This window comes from Actinoallomurus soli, assembly GCF_024055715.1.
GTDB lineage: Bacteria > Actinomycetota > Actinomycetes > Streptosporangiales > Streptosporangiaceae > Actinoallomurus > Actinoallomurus soli.
On sequence record NZ_JAMXMV010000006.1, the window covers coordinates 248,304 to 262,239 of the forward strand.

Annotated in this window: 16 protein-coding genes; 5 read left to right on the forward strand and 11 right to left on the reverse strand. The window is 70.7% G+C overall.

What is annotated here, in order from left to right:
- Window positions 1–12 precede the first annotated feature (12 nt).
- Entirely contained in the window at window positions 13–216 is a 204-nt protein-coding gene (locus NDW01_RS17745; protein ID WP_308211730.1) for an aldo/keto reductase, read from the reverse strand.
- A 14-nt stretch (window positions 217–230) separates the two neighbouring features.
- Here NDW01_RS17745 and NDW01_RS17750 point away from each other — a divergent pair, with 14 nt between their 5' ends.
- A complete protein-coding gene (locus NDW01_RS17750; RefSeq protein WP_252821878.1) occupies window positions 231–740 on the forward strand; it encodes a hypothetical protein in 510 nt (169 codons plus the stop codon).
- Window positions 741–873: 133 nt separating this feature from the next.
- On the opposite strand, the gene NDW01_RS17755 is transcribed toward NDW01_RS17750, so the two are convergent.
- On the reverse strand, window positions 874–1,617 hold the full coding sequence (locus NDW01_RS17755; protein ID WP_252821880.1) for an SDR family oxidoreductase: 744 nt from the start codon (window positions 1,615–1,617) through the stop codon (window positions 874–876).
- 71 nt (window positions 1,618–1,688) lie between these two features.
- Here NDW01_RS17755 and NDW01_RS17760 point away from each other — a divergent pair, with 71 nt between their 5' ends.
- The 3 genes from NDW01_RS17760 (at window position 1,689) to NDW01_RS17770 (ending at window position 4,513) form a co-directional block, all read left to right on the forward strand.
- Window positions 1,689–2,579: a LysR family transcriptional regulator gene (locus NDW01_RS17760; protein WP_252821884.1), complete on the forward strand. Its 891-nt coding sequence runs from the start codon at window positions 1,689–1,691 to the stop codon at window positions 2,577–2,579.
- 477 nt (window positions 2,580–3,056) lie between these two features.
- Window positions 3,057–3,470, forward strand: coding sequence for a hypothetical protein (locus NDW01_RS17765; RefSeq protein ID WP_252821886.1), 414 nt, complete (start codon window positions 3,057–3,059; stop codon window positions 3,468–3,470).
- Between the two features lie 152 nt (window positions 3,471–3,622).
- Window positions 3,623–4,513, forward strand: coding sequence for a glycoside hydrolase family protein (locus tag NDW01_RS17770; protein WP_252821888.1), 891 nt, complete (start codon window positions 3,623–3,625; stop codon window positions 4,511–4,513).
- On the opposite strand, the gene NDW01_RS17775 is transcribed toward NDW01_RS17770, so the two are convergent.
- From NDW01_RS17775 to NDW01_RS17795, 5 genes are all read right to left on the reverse strand, one after another.
- On the reverse strand, window positions 4,500–5,414 hold the full coding sequence (locus tag NDW01_RS17775) for a sulfotransferase family protein (protein WP_252821890.1): 915 nt from the start codon (window positions 5,412–5,414) through the stop codon (window positions 4,500–4,502). The genes NDW01_RS17770 and NDW01_RS17775 overlap by 14 nt on opposite strands.
- A gap of 123 nt (window positions 5,415–5,537) precedes the next feature.
- Window positions 5,538–6,290, reverse strand: a complete 753-nt coding sequence (locus tag NDW01_RS17780) for a sulfite exporter TauE/SafE family protein (RefSeq protein WP_252821892.1) — start codon at window positions 6,288–6,290, stop codon at window positions 5,538–5,540.
- A gap of 108 nt (window positions 6,291–6,398) precedes the next feature.
- A complete protein-coding gene (locus tag NDW01_RS17785) occupies window positions 6,399–7,100 on the reverse strand; it encodes a GntR family transcriptional regulator (RefSeq protein WP_252821894.1) in 702 nt (233 codons plus the stop codon).
- Window positions 7,101–7,261: 161 nt separating this feature from the next.
- Complete coding sequence (locus NDW01_RS17790; protein ID WP_252821896.1) at window positions 7,262–8,089, reverse strand: PfkB family carbohydrate kinase; 828 nt, start codon at window positions 8,087–8,089, stop codon at window positions 7,262–7,264.
- 19 nt (window positions 8,090–8,108) lie between these two features.
- Complete coding sequence (locus tag NDW01_RS17795; protein ID WP_252821898.1) at window positions 8,109–9,122, reverse strand: SIS domain-containing protein; 1,014 nt, start codon at window positions 9,120–9,122, stop codon at window positions 8,109–8,111.
- A gap of 529 nt (window positions 9,123–9,651) precedes the next feature.
- On the opposite strand from NDW01_RS17795, the gene NDW01_RS17800 reads away from it, so the two are divergent.
- Window positions 9,652–11,148 (forward strand): APC family permease, encoded by a 1,497-nt coding sequence (locus NDW01_RS17800; RefSeq protein ID WP_252821900.1) that lies wholly within the window; start codon window positions 9,652–9,654, stop codon window positions 11,146–11,148.
- Between the two features lie 141 nt (window positions 11,149–11,289).
- On the opposite strand, the gene NDW01_RS17805 is transcribed toward NDW01_RS17800, so the two are convergent.
- The 4 genes from NDW01_RS17805 to NDW01_RS17820 form a co-directional block, all read right to left on the reverse strand.
- Window positions 11,290–11,670 (reverse strand): group I truncated hemoglobin, encoded by a 381-nt coding sequence (locus NDW01_RS17805; RefSeq protein ID WP_252821902.1) that lies wholly within the window; start codon window positions 11,668–11,670, stop codon window positions 11,290–11,292.
- A 301-nt stretch (window positions 11,671–11,971) separates the two neighbouring features.
- Window positions 11,972–12,130, reverse strand: a complete 159-nt coding sequence (locus NDW01_RS17810) for a hydrophobic protein (protein ID WP_252785221.1) — start codon at window positions 12,128–12,130, stop codon at window positions 11,972–11,974.
- 150 nt (window positions 12,131–12,280) lie between these two features.
- Window positions 12,281–13,009: an acyltransferase gene (locus NDW01_RS17815; RefSeq protein WP_252821904.1), complete on the reverse strand. Its 729-nt coding sequence runs from the start codon at window positions 13,007–13,009 to the stop codon at window positions 12,281–12,283.
- A 215-nt stretch (window positions 13,010–13,224) separates the two neighbouring features.
- Complete coding sequence (locus tag NDW01_RS17820; protein ID WP_252821905.1) at window positions 13,225–13,803, reverse strand: hypothetical protein; 579 nt, start codon at window positions 13,801–13,803, stop codon at window positions 13,225–13,227.
- Between the last annotated feature and the right edge of the window lie 133 nt (window positions 13,804–13,936).

The following is a 13,936-nucleotide window of genomic DNA, read 5'->3' on the forward strand; positions in this document are numbered from 1 at the left end:
GTCCGACCCGGCCTAGCCGATCTTGTCGAGATCGGCGAGATCATCGTCGGACAGCGAGAGTCCCGCGCCGGCGACGTTCTCGCGCAGGTGCGTCGTCGATGAGGTGCCGGGAATCAGCAGGATGTTCGGCGATTGGTGCAGCAACCAGGCCAGGGCGACCGACAACGGCGTCGCGTCCAGTCGGGAGGCCACGGCCGAGAGCGCCGAGGACTGCAGCGGGCTGGAAGCACGTGCGTTATTCGGTCCCGCCCGGGTTCGAGGGCCAGGCGGTGTGGGCCCGCGAGCACGGTGAGGCTCTGGTCATCACCGCCCAGACCGAGCACGGTCTGAGCGAGATCTGGCGGCACTTCCTGTCGCGGACGGGCCATCCGGTGATTCTGGACGAGCACTACCCCGACCACCCCGGCGGGGGGAACGAGCCCCGCCCGGCCCGCATCCGGCCCTGCGGCCAGGCCGAGGAGGCGTTCGTCGTGCTCGGGGAGGGGGCCAAGCGGTGGCTGGTGGAGGCCGCCGCGGCTGGGGTCCCCCGCATTACCGCCAAGATGGCCCGCGCGGTCGAGCCGGCGGATGCTTTCGGCGCCGACGTGGTCGACGAAGCCCTCGGGCTGGCGGCGATCTGGGGCCGGTTCGCTGAAGGCGACCTGACCGCCCTGTGCGACCAGTCCTTCCGGTTCACCGAGGCCAAGAACGGCGACGGCGTCACCCCACTGGGCGCCCCCGTCAACCAGACCGAGCAGTAGCTGCGATAACCGGCCCGCGCGCCAAACAGGCGACCAGGGGCTCATGCCGGTCGCGGTCGAAGTCCTTGGCGCGAGGGCGCGATAACCGATAATTGGATCGGTCAGCCGAATACGCGGGCCTGCATACGAGCGATCACCACGGCACCACGCCGTCGTCGTCGAAGAACCCTCCGGTCGGGCCGTCCGCGCCCAGGGTGGCCAGTCGCACCACGATCGCGGCGCCGTCGTCGGCCGAGCGGGTGACGGGGAGGCCGAGGTGCCGGGTGAAGTCCGTCGCGCAGGGACCAGGAGTACAGGCGTTGATCAGGATTCCCTGCTCCCGAAGGTCCTTGGCGTACTGCACGGTCAAGGAGTTGAGCGCCGTCTTCGAGGGCGGGTACGCCGCGTGCCCCGCCAACCGGGACATGTAGTGATCCGGATCGGTCATGTAGGCGAGGGACCCGATACCGCTGGACACGTTGACGATGCGGGCCGCCGCCGAGCGCGACAGCAGCGGCAGCATGGCGTTGGTCACCGCGATCACACCGAAGAAGTTGGTCTCGAACACCCGCCTGACCAGGTTGAGGTCGGCGGTCGCCGGCTCCGTCGGTCCGGGGCTGCCGGAGATTCCGGCGTTGTTGACCAGCACGTCGAGCCGGCCAAAGCGTTCGTCGATCTGTCTGGCAGCCGACTCGATCGTCGCCGCGTCGGTGACGTCGAGCATGAGGGCGCGTACATCACCGCCGCCGGACCTGAGCGCCTCGGCAGCCTCCTCGCCACGCTCAAGGTCCCTGGAGCCGAGAAGGACCGTCGCGCCGCGATCCGCGAGCTGGCGGGCGACGGCACGCCCAACTCCTCTGTTCGCTCCCGTGATCAGGGCGATCGTCTCGTCAGTCATGGGGATGACCTCACCACCGGGGGCCGCATCAGGACAATGCCCGGCTGAGTCTCAGCCGATACCCTCACGGTATGGATCGACTGCAGACCCGCGAACTCGCGTACTTCGTGGCGGTCGCCGAAGAACTGCACTTCGGCCGGGCGGCCGAGCGTCTCGGCATCGCGCAGCCGCCGCTGTCCCGGGCCATCAGCCGGCTCGAACGCCGGATGGGCGTGCCCCTGCTGGAACGCAACAGCCGAAAGGTCACGCTCACCCCGGCCGGCGAGGTGTTCCTCACCGAGAGCCGCCGGGCCCTGGATGCGGTCGACGCGGCCGTGAGACGCGCCCAGCGCGCGGGACGGCCCGCCTCGCGGCTGGTCCTGGTGATGAAACCCGGCGGTGACTGCGGCCTGCTGCCCGACATCCTGGCCGCCTACGAGACCGACCCGGACGCGGTCCCGGTCGACATCGTCCTGTGCTCGGCCCACGAGCGCGCCGGGATGATCCGCGACGGCCGCGCCGACGTCGGCCTGCTGCACCGCTCGAACACCGACCTGACCGGGCTCGACATCGAGGAACTCCTGACCGAGGACCAGGTCGTCGTCCTCCCCCACAGCCACCACCTGGCCGACCGGGTAAGCGTATGTCTTGCCGACCTGGCCGGCGAGACAATGCCCCACTGGTCGGCCGATCCCCCCAACACCCCGAACAGGCTGTCCGTACGAGACGTCGGCCAACTCATGCAGCTCATCGCACTCGGCCGCGCGATCGCCGTGGTGCCCGCATCCGTACGCGGCCAACTCCGCGACGACCTGGCCTGCGTACCCGTCACCGACGCCCAGCCCACCACCCTCATCCTCGCCTGGCCACAAGGACACCGAGCATCCGCACTCGCGGCATTCGTCCGCACCGCGACCACCGTCGCGGCCCACCGGCAGCAGACTCCCAGCCGGGTCGAGCGGAGGAGGCTTCACGCAACCTAGCCATCGACCTGAACCAGCGCAGCCATGCTGCCCTGGACACCACGGCCACCGAGTCGGCCGCCCAGCCCATCACCCGGGTCCCCGCGACACGGAACCGCCGTCCTGACCGAACCTGGACCGCACTTTCGCTGTCCGACCACCGCCACTTCCGTGACCGCCTACCTTCACAAGACAGACCGCCTACCACCACTTCTGGATGGCCGTCAGCACACGTCGAGGTCGCCCGTACGTATCACCAGAAATGCGACCACTCCGCGGCCCTCACGTGGCTGCGGCGTGCGTACGCGATCTGCAACGACTCGGTGCACTACTCGCCCGGTGCCCGGGAGATGATGTCCAACATCGTTGACAAGGGCGGCCCGATGATCGACCGCGAGGCGCGTTCATTCGCTCAGGTGCTCGGTCTTCCGGTGTGACCGAAGGGGTGCACAGTGCACCCCTCATCTCCGAGCACAGTGCGCACCTCCGCTCGTCGGGGTGCGCTGCGAGCGTGTGCCGCGTCCGGCCGCGCCGGCGCACCTGGCGGGCGCGGCGGATTCGACCACGACTCTGCACCCGGACGCGGTGGCCTTCGACGACTATGACGCGAGGTTCGCGGTCGGTGTGCGGGTACCCGACGTGGTGACGAGGTTCGAGGACGCCGGCGACGACTTCACTTTCTGGGCGTTCTCCGGCGAGTCCTGGGCCCGCGTCGACGTGGTCGACGGCCCGGTCCCGCATCGGGTCCGGCAACACGGTCCGCGTGCGCTGTGGACCGAGATCGAGGCCGCCTATCGTTGGTGGGAGGAGGCGGGGCGTCCGGAGACCGGCCGGTTCGGACTCGCCGTCACCGCCGACCGTCAGTACATCTATCTCGACTCGCCCGACGCCCCTGTGTGCTCCGGGAGGTAATTCGGGTTTCTCTACCCGGATACTCTGGTATCGAGAGGACGGGGCCGACCAAGGAGTGGGCTCCCATGCGTCGTCGAGGACGGTGTACGGATCATCGTCGCGTTCGCGCAGGTGCGGCCTCCGCGTCCGGTGCGGCCGTCAAGGAGGAGTCCATGGCGTTTCCCCTGCCGTCGTACGAGCGGTCCCGTGTCGTCGTTCCGCCGCCCGGGGACACTCCGGGTCACTGGGCGGGCGCGCCCAGCGCCTGCGTCGTGGACGGCGAGATCTACCTGGCGTACCGCCTGCGGCGCCCCGTCGGGGAGGGCCGGGGCTACGCCGTCGTGGTCGCCCACGCGGTCGACGGCGAGCGGCCGGAGACCCTGGCCGTCATCGACAGCGACCGGATGTCGGCCGAGTCGCTCGAACGCCCCGCCCTGGTCATGACCCCCGAGGGCACCTGGCGGCTGTACCTCAGCTGCGCGACGCCGGGGACCAAGCACTGGCGGGTCGAGGTGATCGAGGCGGCCGACCCGCGCTCCTTCGACCCGTCGACGGCCGAGGTGGTGCTGCCCGGCAGCGACGTCATCGGGGTGAAGGATCCGGTGATCCTCCGGCAGGGCGACAAGTGGCACCTGTGGGCGTCCTGCCACCCGCTCGCCGACCCGGACGAGGCCGACCGGATGGTGACCGACTACGCGACCAGCGCCGACGGCCTGGACTGGACCTGGCACGGCACGGTCCTGACGGGCCGTCCCGGGCGGTGGGACGCGCGCGGCGTACGGATCTCGTCCGTGGTGACGGACGGCGGCAGGACCGTCGCCTGCTACGACGGCCGGGCCAGCGCCGCGGAGAACTATGAGGAGCGCACCGGCATCGCCACCGGTGACGGGTTCGGCATGTTCGAGCAGCAGGGCACCGGTCCGGCCGCCGTCTCGCCGCACGCCGGCGGGGGCCTGCGCTATCTGACGGCTCTCCCCCTCGGCCGCGGGGAGTGGCGGCTCTACTACGAGGCGACCCGCGCGGACGGCGCGCACGAACTGCGCACCGAGCTCATCGCGGCTTGAGCCAGTCCCCGTAGTCCTCGCCCGTCACCTCTTCGAGCAGCCGGATGTCCTCGGCGAAGCACGGGATCAGCCGCCGGCGGTCGTCCCAGGTCAGCGGCTGCCGGGGGCGTCGTTCGCGGTGCAGCGCGGCGAGCAGCGGGCCGCGGGCCAGGCGGCGTACGGGCAGGGGCAGGTCCCGGCCGATGCGGGCGCCGGCGCGCAGCACCTGCCGCAGGGCACGGGTGACCGGGGAGTCGGCCACGTGGTTGGTGACGTTCTCGCGGGGGATCGAATCGATCACCCCGGTCCGTACGCCGAGGAACGCGCAGATCCGGTCGAGGGTCGCCGCGGGCTCCTCGTGGATCCGCCGGTACCTCACGACCAGCACCTGCTCGCGCGGGAACAGCTTGTACAGGTGCTGGAACTGCTCGCCGTAGCGCCCCAGGTCGACGTATCGCCAGAACGCCGCCCAGCCCGCCGCGATCCGCTCGGGCTCGGCGGCGCACGCGTCGACGACGTTCCCGATCGGTTCGAGGCCCGCCGACCACAGGTGCGTCCAGTTGGAGTGCGCGCGCTCCACCGGGTCCCGCAGGACGGCGACCATCTTCACGTCGGGGATCAGCGCGCGGATGCGGAGCTGCGCGTCCCGGTCGTGGAGGTAGAACGGCGTGCTCTCGCCGCACAGTGTCCCCTCCGGGGCGGGGTCGAACAGCGCCTCATAGTCCGCTCGGCGCCAGACGTGCTCCCGGTAGGTCTGGGCGTCACCGGGGCCACCGCGGGTGGGCGGCGGTCCGTCCGTGAGGAAGAACTTCGGCTCCTTGACCGGGGACATGAACAGCTCGGGGTGGCGCGCCAGCGCGGCGTGCAGGGCCGTGGTGCCGGCCTTCGGAGCACCGATCAGCAGAAAGTCCGGAAGGGCCATCCATCCTCCCCAGCCAGGTGTCCAGCGGTGGACTTATCATTCCATACCTACCTAAAAAGCAGGGAAACACCTGTTATCGGGGCCGTCGCGGTTCTGGAAGGGAATGCGCGATCGTCGGCGCGGTCAGCCGTAGCTGTCGATGCCGAGTTTGACGGCGACGGCCACGCCGCAGACCGCAACGATGACGCGCAACGCCTCGCCGGGGAGCCGGCGTACGAACGCGGGGCCGATCCAGCCGCCGACGAGGAAACCCACCGCCAGGGGAAGGACGGCGTCCCACCGTACGGGGCCGAACAGCGCGAATCCGACGGCGGCGACGCCGTTGGCCAGGCCCGCCAGGACGTTCTTCACCGCGTTGATCCGGACCAAGGGCAGGTCGATCATCGCGGACAGCACGGCCAGCGTGAGGATGCCGCCGGCCGCGCCGAAGTACCCGGTGTAGACCGCGACCGTGAACAGCGCCACGCGGAGCAGCCGGCTGCCCTCACCCGTGGAACGTTCCGCGAGCCGCCGGGCCCTCGGCTGCAGGAGCAGGATGAGGGACGCCCCCGCGATCAGCCACGGTGCGATCAGCTCGAACGTTCCCGACGGCGTCACCAGCAGCAGCACCGCCCCGGTCGCGCCGCCCAGCGCGGTCAGCAGGCCCAGCCGCAGGACACGGGAGCGCTGGCCGGTGAGCTCTCGCTGCGAACCGGCCGCCGCGCCCAACGCCGTGAAGACGAGCGCGACCGTGTTGGTCACGTTCGCGCTGAGAGCGGGCAGCCCGAGAGCCAGGAGTGCCGGGTAGGACACCACCGACGCGAGACTCACCACGGTGCTGACCACCCCGGCCAGAACACCGACTCCGAAGAGGACCGGGAGGTGGGCCGTGATCATCCCCTACCAGTAGCACACCGGGATTCACCGGACGAGCCGGGCATCCGGCCAGGGCGCTCGACGCCGCCGACCGGCCCGCGGACTCACATGCCGGTGTGCTTCCACCCTTCAACGGCGGAGCACGTTGAAGGCGAAGGCGTCGCCTCGGTGGTAGTCCTGGGCGTACAGCACGGGACGGCCCGACGTGGTGATCACGGTCTCGGAGATCAGCAGCCACGGGCCGACGCCGCCGAGGGAGTAGCGCTCGCACACGTCCGGAGGCAGGTCGACCGCCTGGAGCCGGGCCACCGACGACACCGGCGGGTACCCCTGGGCGGCGAGCAGGTCGTTCAGCGAGCCGGTCCAGTTGACGTGCCTGATCGGACCGGGGATGTACTCGCGCGGCACCGTGTCGACGCTGTAGATGAGAGGGTCGTCGCCGGTGAACCGGAGCCGTTCGAGCCGGATCACGGTCTCCCCGGCCGAGAGCTCGAGCGCCTCCGCCTCCGCCTCGCTCGGCTCGTTCTCGGTGACCGACAGGACGACGCTGCGGGTGTCGTACCCCATCGCTTCGAGCATCGTGCTCACCGACTCGAAGCGGGTGATCGGCCGCTCCACGGACAGAGCGCTCAGCGACGACAGGAAGCGGCCGCGCCCGCGCTCGACGACGATCAGTCCTTCCTGCTCGAGGAGCTTCAGCGCCTCGCGGGCGGTGCTCCGGCCGACGTCGCAGAGCTCCGCGATCTCCGACTCGGTGGGCAGCCGGTCGCCGGGGCGCAGGTTCCGTGACCGGAACAGGTCCACGAGCCGATCACGCACCTGAACCGACATCGGCCGTTTGTCCGGCATGTGGCTTGTTCCTGTTCAACGAAGAGTTCCGGAGGGCCAAGAGTCTAGGCGGGTGACCCGGCCGGGGTCGCGGTCACCGGCCGGGGTCGCGGTCACCGGCCGATCTCCCGGCCCTCCGGCTGCGGAGGTCGATCGGCGCCGGGTCAGCCGACCGGTGCCGCGTCCTGGGGCCAGGCGCCCACGTGGGCGCACGTGCGCGCGGCGGTACGGGCACCGGCCCGCATGGCCTGCGCCACGTCGGCGCCGGTCGCCCGCGCCGCGAGGAATCCGGCGATGTAGCTGTCACCCGCGCCGGTCGTGTCGACCACGGTGACGGGCTCGGCCGGCGTCCGCCACCAGTCACGGCCGTCGTAGGCGAGGCTGCCGGCCGCACCGCAGGTGACCACCGCGAGGCGGGCGCCGCCGCGGACGGCCTCCTCGGCGTACGCACGGGCGCGCCCTTCGTCCTCGCCCGCCGAGCAGAAGGCGACGTCCAGGTGGTCGAACCCCGGGCTGACCGCGCAATCCTGGCTCACGATGGGACCGCTGCCGTACAGCCGGCGGCGGACCTCACCCGCGGCGGGCAGCATCCCGATGTGCACCACGGCACAGCGCGCGAGCGCGGCGAGCTCCCGTTCGTCGGGGACGTAGTCGGCGGTCACCGCGAAGTCCTCGAACTCGAAGGTCCGGTCGCCCGTCGCGTCCACGCGGATCCGGGACACCGAGGTGTGCCCCGGCAGCGTGACCAGTCCGTCGGTCCGTACGCCCTGGGCCTCCAGGGCCGTCCGCACCCGCGCCCCCGCCGTGTCGGCGCCGATGGCACCGGAGTACCGGCAGGCGTGGCCGAGGCGCCGCAGCTGTACGGCCACGTTGAGGGCGTTGCCGCCCACGTAGCTGCGCGACTCCGCGCCGACGTACTCGTCGATGGTGTTGTCGCCGACCGCGGCGAACAACGGCGGCCCGTCCGCCGGGGTGTCGTCCTGTCCGGACACGCCCGTCACCTCGGCCGTCTCAGTACGACACGCGCCGGTAGTAGCGGCGGGTCGTCAGCGGGTGGTCGCGCTTGACCTCCAGGTGGGCGCTCACGCGCTCGAAGATCGTCGCCAGGATCACCGGCGAGATCAGGGCGCGGACCCGCGGGGAGATGCCGGGCAGCGCGAACTCGGCCGTGTCGAACACCGAGAGCTTGTCAGTGTACTGGGGGACGAAGGCCTCGACCCGCTCGGCGAGGGGCCGGGTCTCGTCCTCCCCCTTGAACACGATGACGCTCACGCCCTGCTCGACCAGTTCGAGCGTGCCGTGGAAGAAGTCGGAGGCGTGTACGGGACGGGTGCGGATCCACTGCATCTCCTCCAGGATGCACATCCCGTAGTAGAAGGCCTCCGGCCAGGTCGCCCCGGAGCCGGTGATGATGTGGTACGGCTCGTCCTGGATCTGGGCGGCGAACCTCTCGGCGCGCTCTTCGAAGCCGCGCTTGACCTCCAGCAGCAGCTCGGGCAGCCGCTTCAGCTCTCCGACGACCTCGGCGTAGTCGTCGATCTCACCGCGTTCCCCCATCACCGCCAGCGCGATGATCAGCGACTGGAGGTAGAAGGACTCACACGAGGTGTCGTCCTCGGCGAAGTTCGTGAAGGTGTGGTCGGCGCGCTCGGCGAGGGGGCTGTCGGCGTGTCCGGTCAGCGTGATGACCGTGGCGCCCCGCTCCTGGCAGTAGGCCAGGGCCTCGATGCTCTCCTTGGTCGTCCCGGACAGAGACGGGATGACGACGATCGAGTCGCGTCCCAGGTGCGGAGAGCCGGTGACGACGAGCTCGGCGGGCATCTCCACGTACACCGGGAAGGTCGAGCGCGTCTGCAGCAGGCGGGCGGCCGGGAGCATCAGGATGCCGGCGCCGCCGGAGCCGGCGAAGAACAGGTTGCGGGCGCCCTTGTTGAGGCACTCGGCGATGGTGCGGTGGAGGTCGTCGGCGAGGGCTACCGCGCCGGACTGAATGCGGAGGAACCGCTCTTCGTCGAAGTTCAGCATGGAGGCTCCTTTGCGGACCGGGGGCGGTCGCACGGCGGACGCCGCTGCCCCGAGGCGTTGTCTGATCTGTACAGCACTTGTCTGACGACTACGGACTATGTCTGATCGGTCTGGGGATGTCAACGCTCTCACTGTCGGGAACCGCGTCCCCTGGGCGTCCTCCGTCAGAGAAGCTGCGCTCGATCTCTGCGGAGCGATCGGGTGGGTGCCTGGTGAACTGCTGGAAAGTGCCTCTTGACGATGGCGGAGGACTCCGGCCACAGTAAGGCGGCAGACATCAGATCGATGTTGTCAGACATCAGTCTTGGTAGGGGTCATCGGCCGCGATGGCGCACACTGTGAGCCGGTGCCTCTACGGACTGAGCAATGCGCGGCCGAGGACCGGACATCGGGTGGCCGTGCGTGGCGGATTCGGGGGGTTCGCCCGCACGGTGCTCCAGGTGCTCGCCGCCCCCACGTCCCACCGGCCGCGGGGAGCGAGGGTTCTTCGGCTCGTCGTCCCCCGATCTCAGTCAAGAAGGTGCCAACGATGACCACGGAGCAGTCCGGCGCCAGACACACGCCGACGGCGCACCAGACCGGTACCCCGCCCGCCCGGGGACTCCGCCGGAACCTCAGCCTCTGGCAGGTCCTCGGCGTCTCGATCGGCGTCATGGGCCTGACCCTGTCGGCCAACATCAACCCGCAGGGCGCGGAACCCGCCGCCGGCCGCGCCATCCCGCTCACCTTCGCGATCGCCACGGTCGGCGTTCTGCTGCTGTCGCACAGCTTCGTCCGGCTGAGCCAGCACTTCAACACGTCCGGATCGGTCTTCGGGTTCGTCGGCGCGACCCTCGGCGCCCGCGTGGGCACCATCGCGGGCTGGTGCCTGCTCGGCACCTACCTGCTCTTCGGGACGAGCAGCGCCTACTCGGCCGCCATCTTCTCCTCGTCGCTCCTGAAGTCCCTGGGCCTGGCCACCGAGCCGCCGGGCCGGCTGCCCTACCTCGTCGCCCTGATCGTCGTGGTCGTCGCCGCGGCCGTCGCCATCACCCCGGCCAAGCGGGGTGCGGATCTGCTTCTGGTGTTCGAACTCGCCACCGTCGTGCTGATCGTCATCGTCAGCGTGGTCGTGCTGTTCAAGATCAGCAGCGGGGGCGGTCCCCAGGGGCAGACGTTCACCCTGTCGGTCTTCCAGCCGGCGAAGGGAACGGGCGGCTCGTCGCTGTTCCTCGGTGCGGTGTTCGGCTTCCTCGCCTTCGCCGGGTTCGAAGGAGCGGCCACCCTCGGTGAGGAGGCCCGCGAGCCGCGCCGCAGCATCCCCCGGGCCATCCTCGGCACCGTGCTCATCGGCGGCGTCTTCTACGTGTTCACCAGCGCCGTCGAGGTCATGGGCTTCGGCACCCGGCCGGCCGACCTCGACCGTTTCCACGCCAGCGGCTCGCTCTTCGGGGACCTGGGCGGCACCTACCTGGCCTCCTGGGTCGGTGACCTGGTCACGGTGGGGACCATGGTCTCGGCGTTCGGCGGTGCGCTCGGCTGCGTCGTCGGCGCGGCGCGGCTGTCGTTCTCCCTGGCCCGGTCGGCGACGGCCAAGACGGGCTTCATGACCCGGATCTCCCCGCGCTTCGGCACGCCGGTCGGAGCCACGATCACGGTGTCGGCCGTGATGGTCGCGTCCGTGGTGGTCTTCGGCTGGATCCTCCGGCAGCCCGTGCAGTCGGTGTGGGGCTGGATCGGCACCGTCGGCACGTTCATCGTCCTGGTCGTCTACCTGCTGGCCACGGTCGGCGCGGCGCGGATGCTGTCCCGGACCTCGACCGTGTCCCGGTGGGAGATCGTGATTCCGATCGCCGCGATCGTCGTGCTCGGCTACACGCTCTACCGGAACGTCGTGCCCTACCCCTCCGGAGCCGCGCGCTGGCTGCCCGTGGCCAGCGGTGTCTGGATCCTCATCGCGCTGGTCGCCGTGGTCTGCTTCCCGGCCGTGATGCGGCGCATCGGGGAACGCCTCACCGCCGACGAGGGCCTCGACACCCGGGGATAGCACGTCTCGGCCGGATACGGGCGCTCGGCCGGATACGGGCGCTCGGCCGGCACGGATCGCCCGGGACCCCGCCACCTCGTGCGGCAGGGCCCCGGGCGATCGAGAGGGCCGGCGGTCGCCGATCCGTACCGGGATGCGGCCTCAGCTCGTGACCTTGGCGGAGACGATGTCCGGGGCGAGGGTGGCGACCACTCCGATGATCTGCTCGACCAGTGGGGTCGGCACTCCGGCGCCGGTCAACGCGTCCGTCAGGTGCCCGGCGACCAGGTCGAAGTGCTCCTGCTCGATGCCGCGTCCCTGGTGCACCTGCCGCATGGGCGCGCCCGCGTAGACCTGCGGCCCGCCCAGGGCCGCCCCGAAGAACTCCACCTGGCGGCCCTTGAGCCGGGGCATGGAGACGCCTGCGAAGAAGCCGGTCAGCTTCGGATCCGCCAGCACCCGTACGTAGAAGTCGTCGACCACGGCGACGAGCGCCTCCTCGCCGCCGATCCTGTCGTAGATGGTCTGCTCCGTGGTGCTCATCGCGCCGCCTTCCTGGCCCGTCCGTCGGAATCGAGGAGAAGGCCAGCGTCGGATCCGCCCATTACGATCGGCGCCGCGGGCGGTAACCAAGAGGTGACGCTCGGCGCACCGGCGCGCGGCGCGACTGTGAAACCGGGCGGCGCGGCTGTGAGAGCGGGCGGCGCGGCTGTGAGAGCGGGCGGCGCGGCTGTGAAACCGGACGGTGAGAGCGGGCGGAGCGGCTGTGAGGTCGATGGATCACGTTCTGAGTCGCGGTCGCCCCGCCCCCCGCAGGCCGGTGACGGCCGTCACCGGCCACCGGTCACCAGCGGTACCAGCGCCGGCCCTCTCCCGCGCGGAACAGGAAACCGAGCAGCCAGAGGACCAGAACGACGAGGGCGATCCACCAGAGGACGTGGACGGCGAATCCCAACCCGCCGAGGAGAAGGGCGAGTACGAGCACCACCAGGAGCAGCGCCATGGTGGCCACCACCTTCCGGGACCTTTTACGGCTTCTAACCGGCTCCATTCCCGATAAGAGCGCTTGACCCTGCTTTGACGCGGTAATAAGGACCAGCCCCTCAGGCGGCATCATGGTGTCCGCCCCGGTCGGGGCGGCGGTCAGCGGCGGTCAGCTCGCCAGTTCGCCCGGTCCCGAGATCGGTGGCAACTCGGCCAGCGCCGCGAGGGTGGCCTCGTCCAGCGGCGTCTCCGGGAACGGCGGCCGCCAGCCGGTCTCCGGGTCGTAGCGCCGTACCACTTTGGCGGGCACGCCCGCGATGACGCTGTGGTCGGGGAACTCCCCGCGCACCACCGCCCCACCGGCGACGACGACGTTCCGTCCCAGGCGGGTGCCGGGCAGGATGATGGCACCGGCGCCGAGCCAGCACCCGTCGCCGATGATGACCGGGTCGTTGACCGGCCACTGCCGGCCGACCGGGACGTCGGGGTCGGCGTAGCCGTGGTTCTGGTCGGTGATGTAGACGTACGGGCCGGTGAAGACGTCGTTGCCGATCTCGATCGACTGGTGACCGACGATGTGGCTGCCGCGGCCGATCGAACAGGCCTTCCCGATCGTGACGATGGGATCGGGGCCCAGATCCAGGCCGGGGACGAAGCCGGCCGAGATCGTGACGTGTACCCCGACGAGCGTGTCGTCGCCGATGTGGATCCAGGGTTCGCCGAACAGCGCCCCGGTGGGGAATCCGATGCAGACGCCTTTTCCCAGATGGCCGAATCGCCGTCCGGCCGGGGTGCTCGGTGTTATCTCGCCATGCCGGCGGACCCACTCCCAGCCCCGGTGCAGAGCCACCGCCACCACCCTGCGGGTCGCGGAACCGATCGACGACCTTAGCGACATGCCGGAAACGGTACGGCATGGGATGTCCGTTTGATCCCTTGATATGGCATCCGCTGTCGGCCAGACCGCGTCGCGTCCCGTCAGAATGGCCGTACCGGCCGAAAAGAATGGCCGGGCCATGCCGCACCGAATGACCGCCTCTTCCGGGTGCCGAGACCGGGGTGCGGAACGGGGGGGGGCCCGGCCATCTGGCGGGGCCCACCGCCGATCGAACGTCAGGACGTGCGAGCACGGTCGCTGCCGCTGTCGCTGTCCGACACCGAGGAGAGGCGCTCGGACGGCGCGGACGTCGGCTCCTCGGCCTGCCTGCGCGCGACGTTGCGGCGGGTCGCGATCGCTCCGGCGGCACCGAGGGCGCCGCCGGCCAGGAGCAGCGTGGTGGCCATGCCACGGCGCCGCCGAGGCTGCGGCGGCTCCAGCCGCTTGGCCGTCCGGCGCATCATCGCGCCGACCCGGGGGGCGAGCTCCTTCTCGATGTACGCGCCGGCGCGGTCCAGCCGCGGCGCGCCCCAGACGCGGGCGTGGTACACGCCCGTGGAGGCCATGTCGCGGGCCTGACCCGCCGTGGGGCCGAGCCGGTCCGCGGTCCGCTGGGCCGCCGTCTGGGCGGTCTGCGCCGCGGTCTGCGCACCCTGTGCGGTCCGCTGAGCGGTCCGCTGAGCCGACATCATGGCGCGCTTCTGCGCCCGGCTGAGCTCGGAGAGGCGCAGCTGCCGCGCGCTGCGCATCGCGCGCTTCTGCGCCCGGGTCAGCTGTGAGCCGCTCAGCTTGACCTGCGGCTTCTTACTGGTCATCGATCGTAGGGACATCTATACCCCTCCGTTATGTGCGGTCTCGACCAACCTCTTCCCCCGGTAGGCGATGTCAATCACCGGACCGGTGAGGGCACCGTTCGTCCGTTCGGCGACGGACTGTTCGGACGTTCGG

Bases quoted from the DNA above. Each gene is read 5' to 3' on its own strand.
- NDW01_RS17810 (WP_252785221.1), bottom strand. From the start codon at position 12,130: ATGGCGCTGCTCCTGGTGGTGCTCGTACTCGCCCTTCTCCTCGGCGGG.
- NDW01_RS17815 (WP_252821904.1), bottom strand. From the start codon at position 13,009: ATGTCGCTAAGGTCGTCGATCGGTTCCGCGACCCGCAGGGTGGTGGCG.
- NDW01_RS17755 (WP_252821880.1), bottom strand. From the start codon at position 1,617: ATGACTGACGAGACGATCGCCCTGATCACGGGAGCGAACAGAGGAGTT.
- NDW01_RS17760 (WP_252821884.1), top strand. From the start codon at position 1,689: ATGGATCGACTGCAGACCCGCGAACTCGCGTACTTCGTGGCGGTCGCC.
- NDW01_RS17770 (WP_252821888.1), top strand. From the start codon at position 3,623: ATGGCGTTTCCCCTGCCGTCGTACGAGCGGTCCCGTGTCGTCGTTCCG.
- NDW01_RS17800 (WP_252821900.1), top strand. From the start codon at position 9,652: ATGACCACGGAGCAGTCCGGCGCCAGACACACGCCGACGGCGCACCAG.
- NDW01_RS17820 (WP_252821905.1), bottom strand. From the start codon at position 13,803: ATGACCAGTAAGAAGCCGCAGGTCAAGCTGAGCGGCTCACAGCTGACC.
- NDW01_RS17805 (WP_252821902.1), bottom strand. From the start codon at position 11,670: ATGAGCACCACGGAGCAGACCATCTACGACAGGATCGGCGGCGAGGAG.
- NDW01_RS17780 (WP_252821892.1), bottom strand. From the start codon at position 6,290: ATGATCACGGCCCACCTCCCGGTCCTCTTCGGAGTCGGTGTTCTGGCC.
- NDW01_RS17785 (WP_252821894.1), bottom strand. From the start codon at position 7,100: ATGTCGGTTCAGGTGCGTGATCGGCTCGTGGACCTGTTCCGGTCACGG.
- NDW01_RS17795 (WP_252821898.1), bottom strand. From the start codon at position 9,122: ATGCTGAACTTCGACGAAGAGCGGTTCCTCCGCATTCAGTCCGGCGCG.
- NDW01_RS17775 (WP_252821890.1), bottom strand. From the start codon at position 5,414: ATGGCCCTTCCGGACTTTCTGCTGATCGGTGCTCCGAAGGCCGGCACC.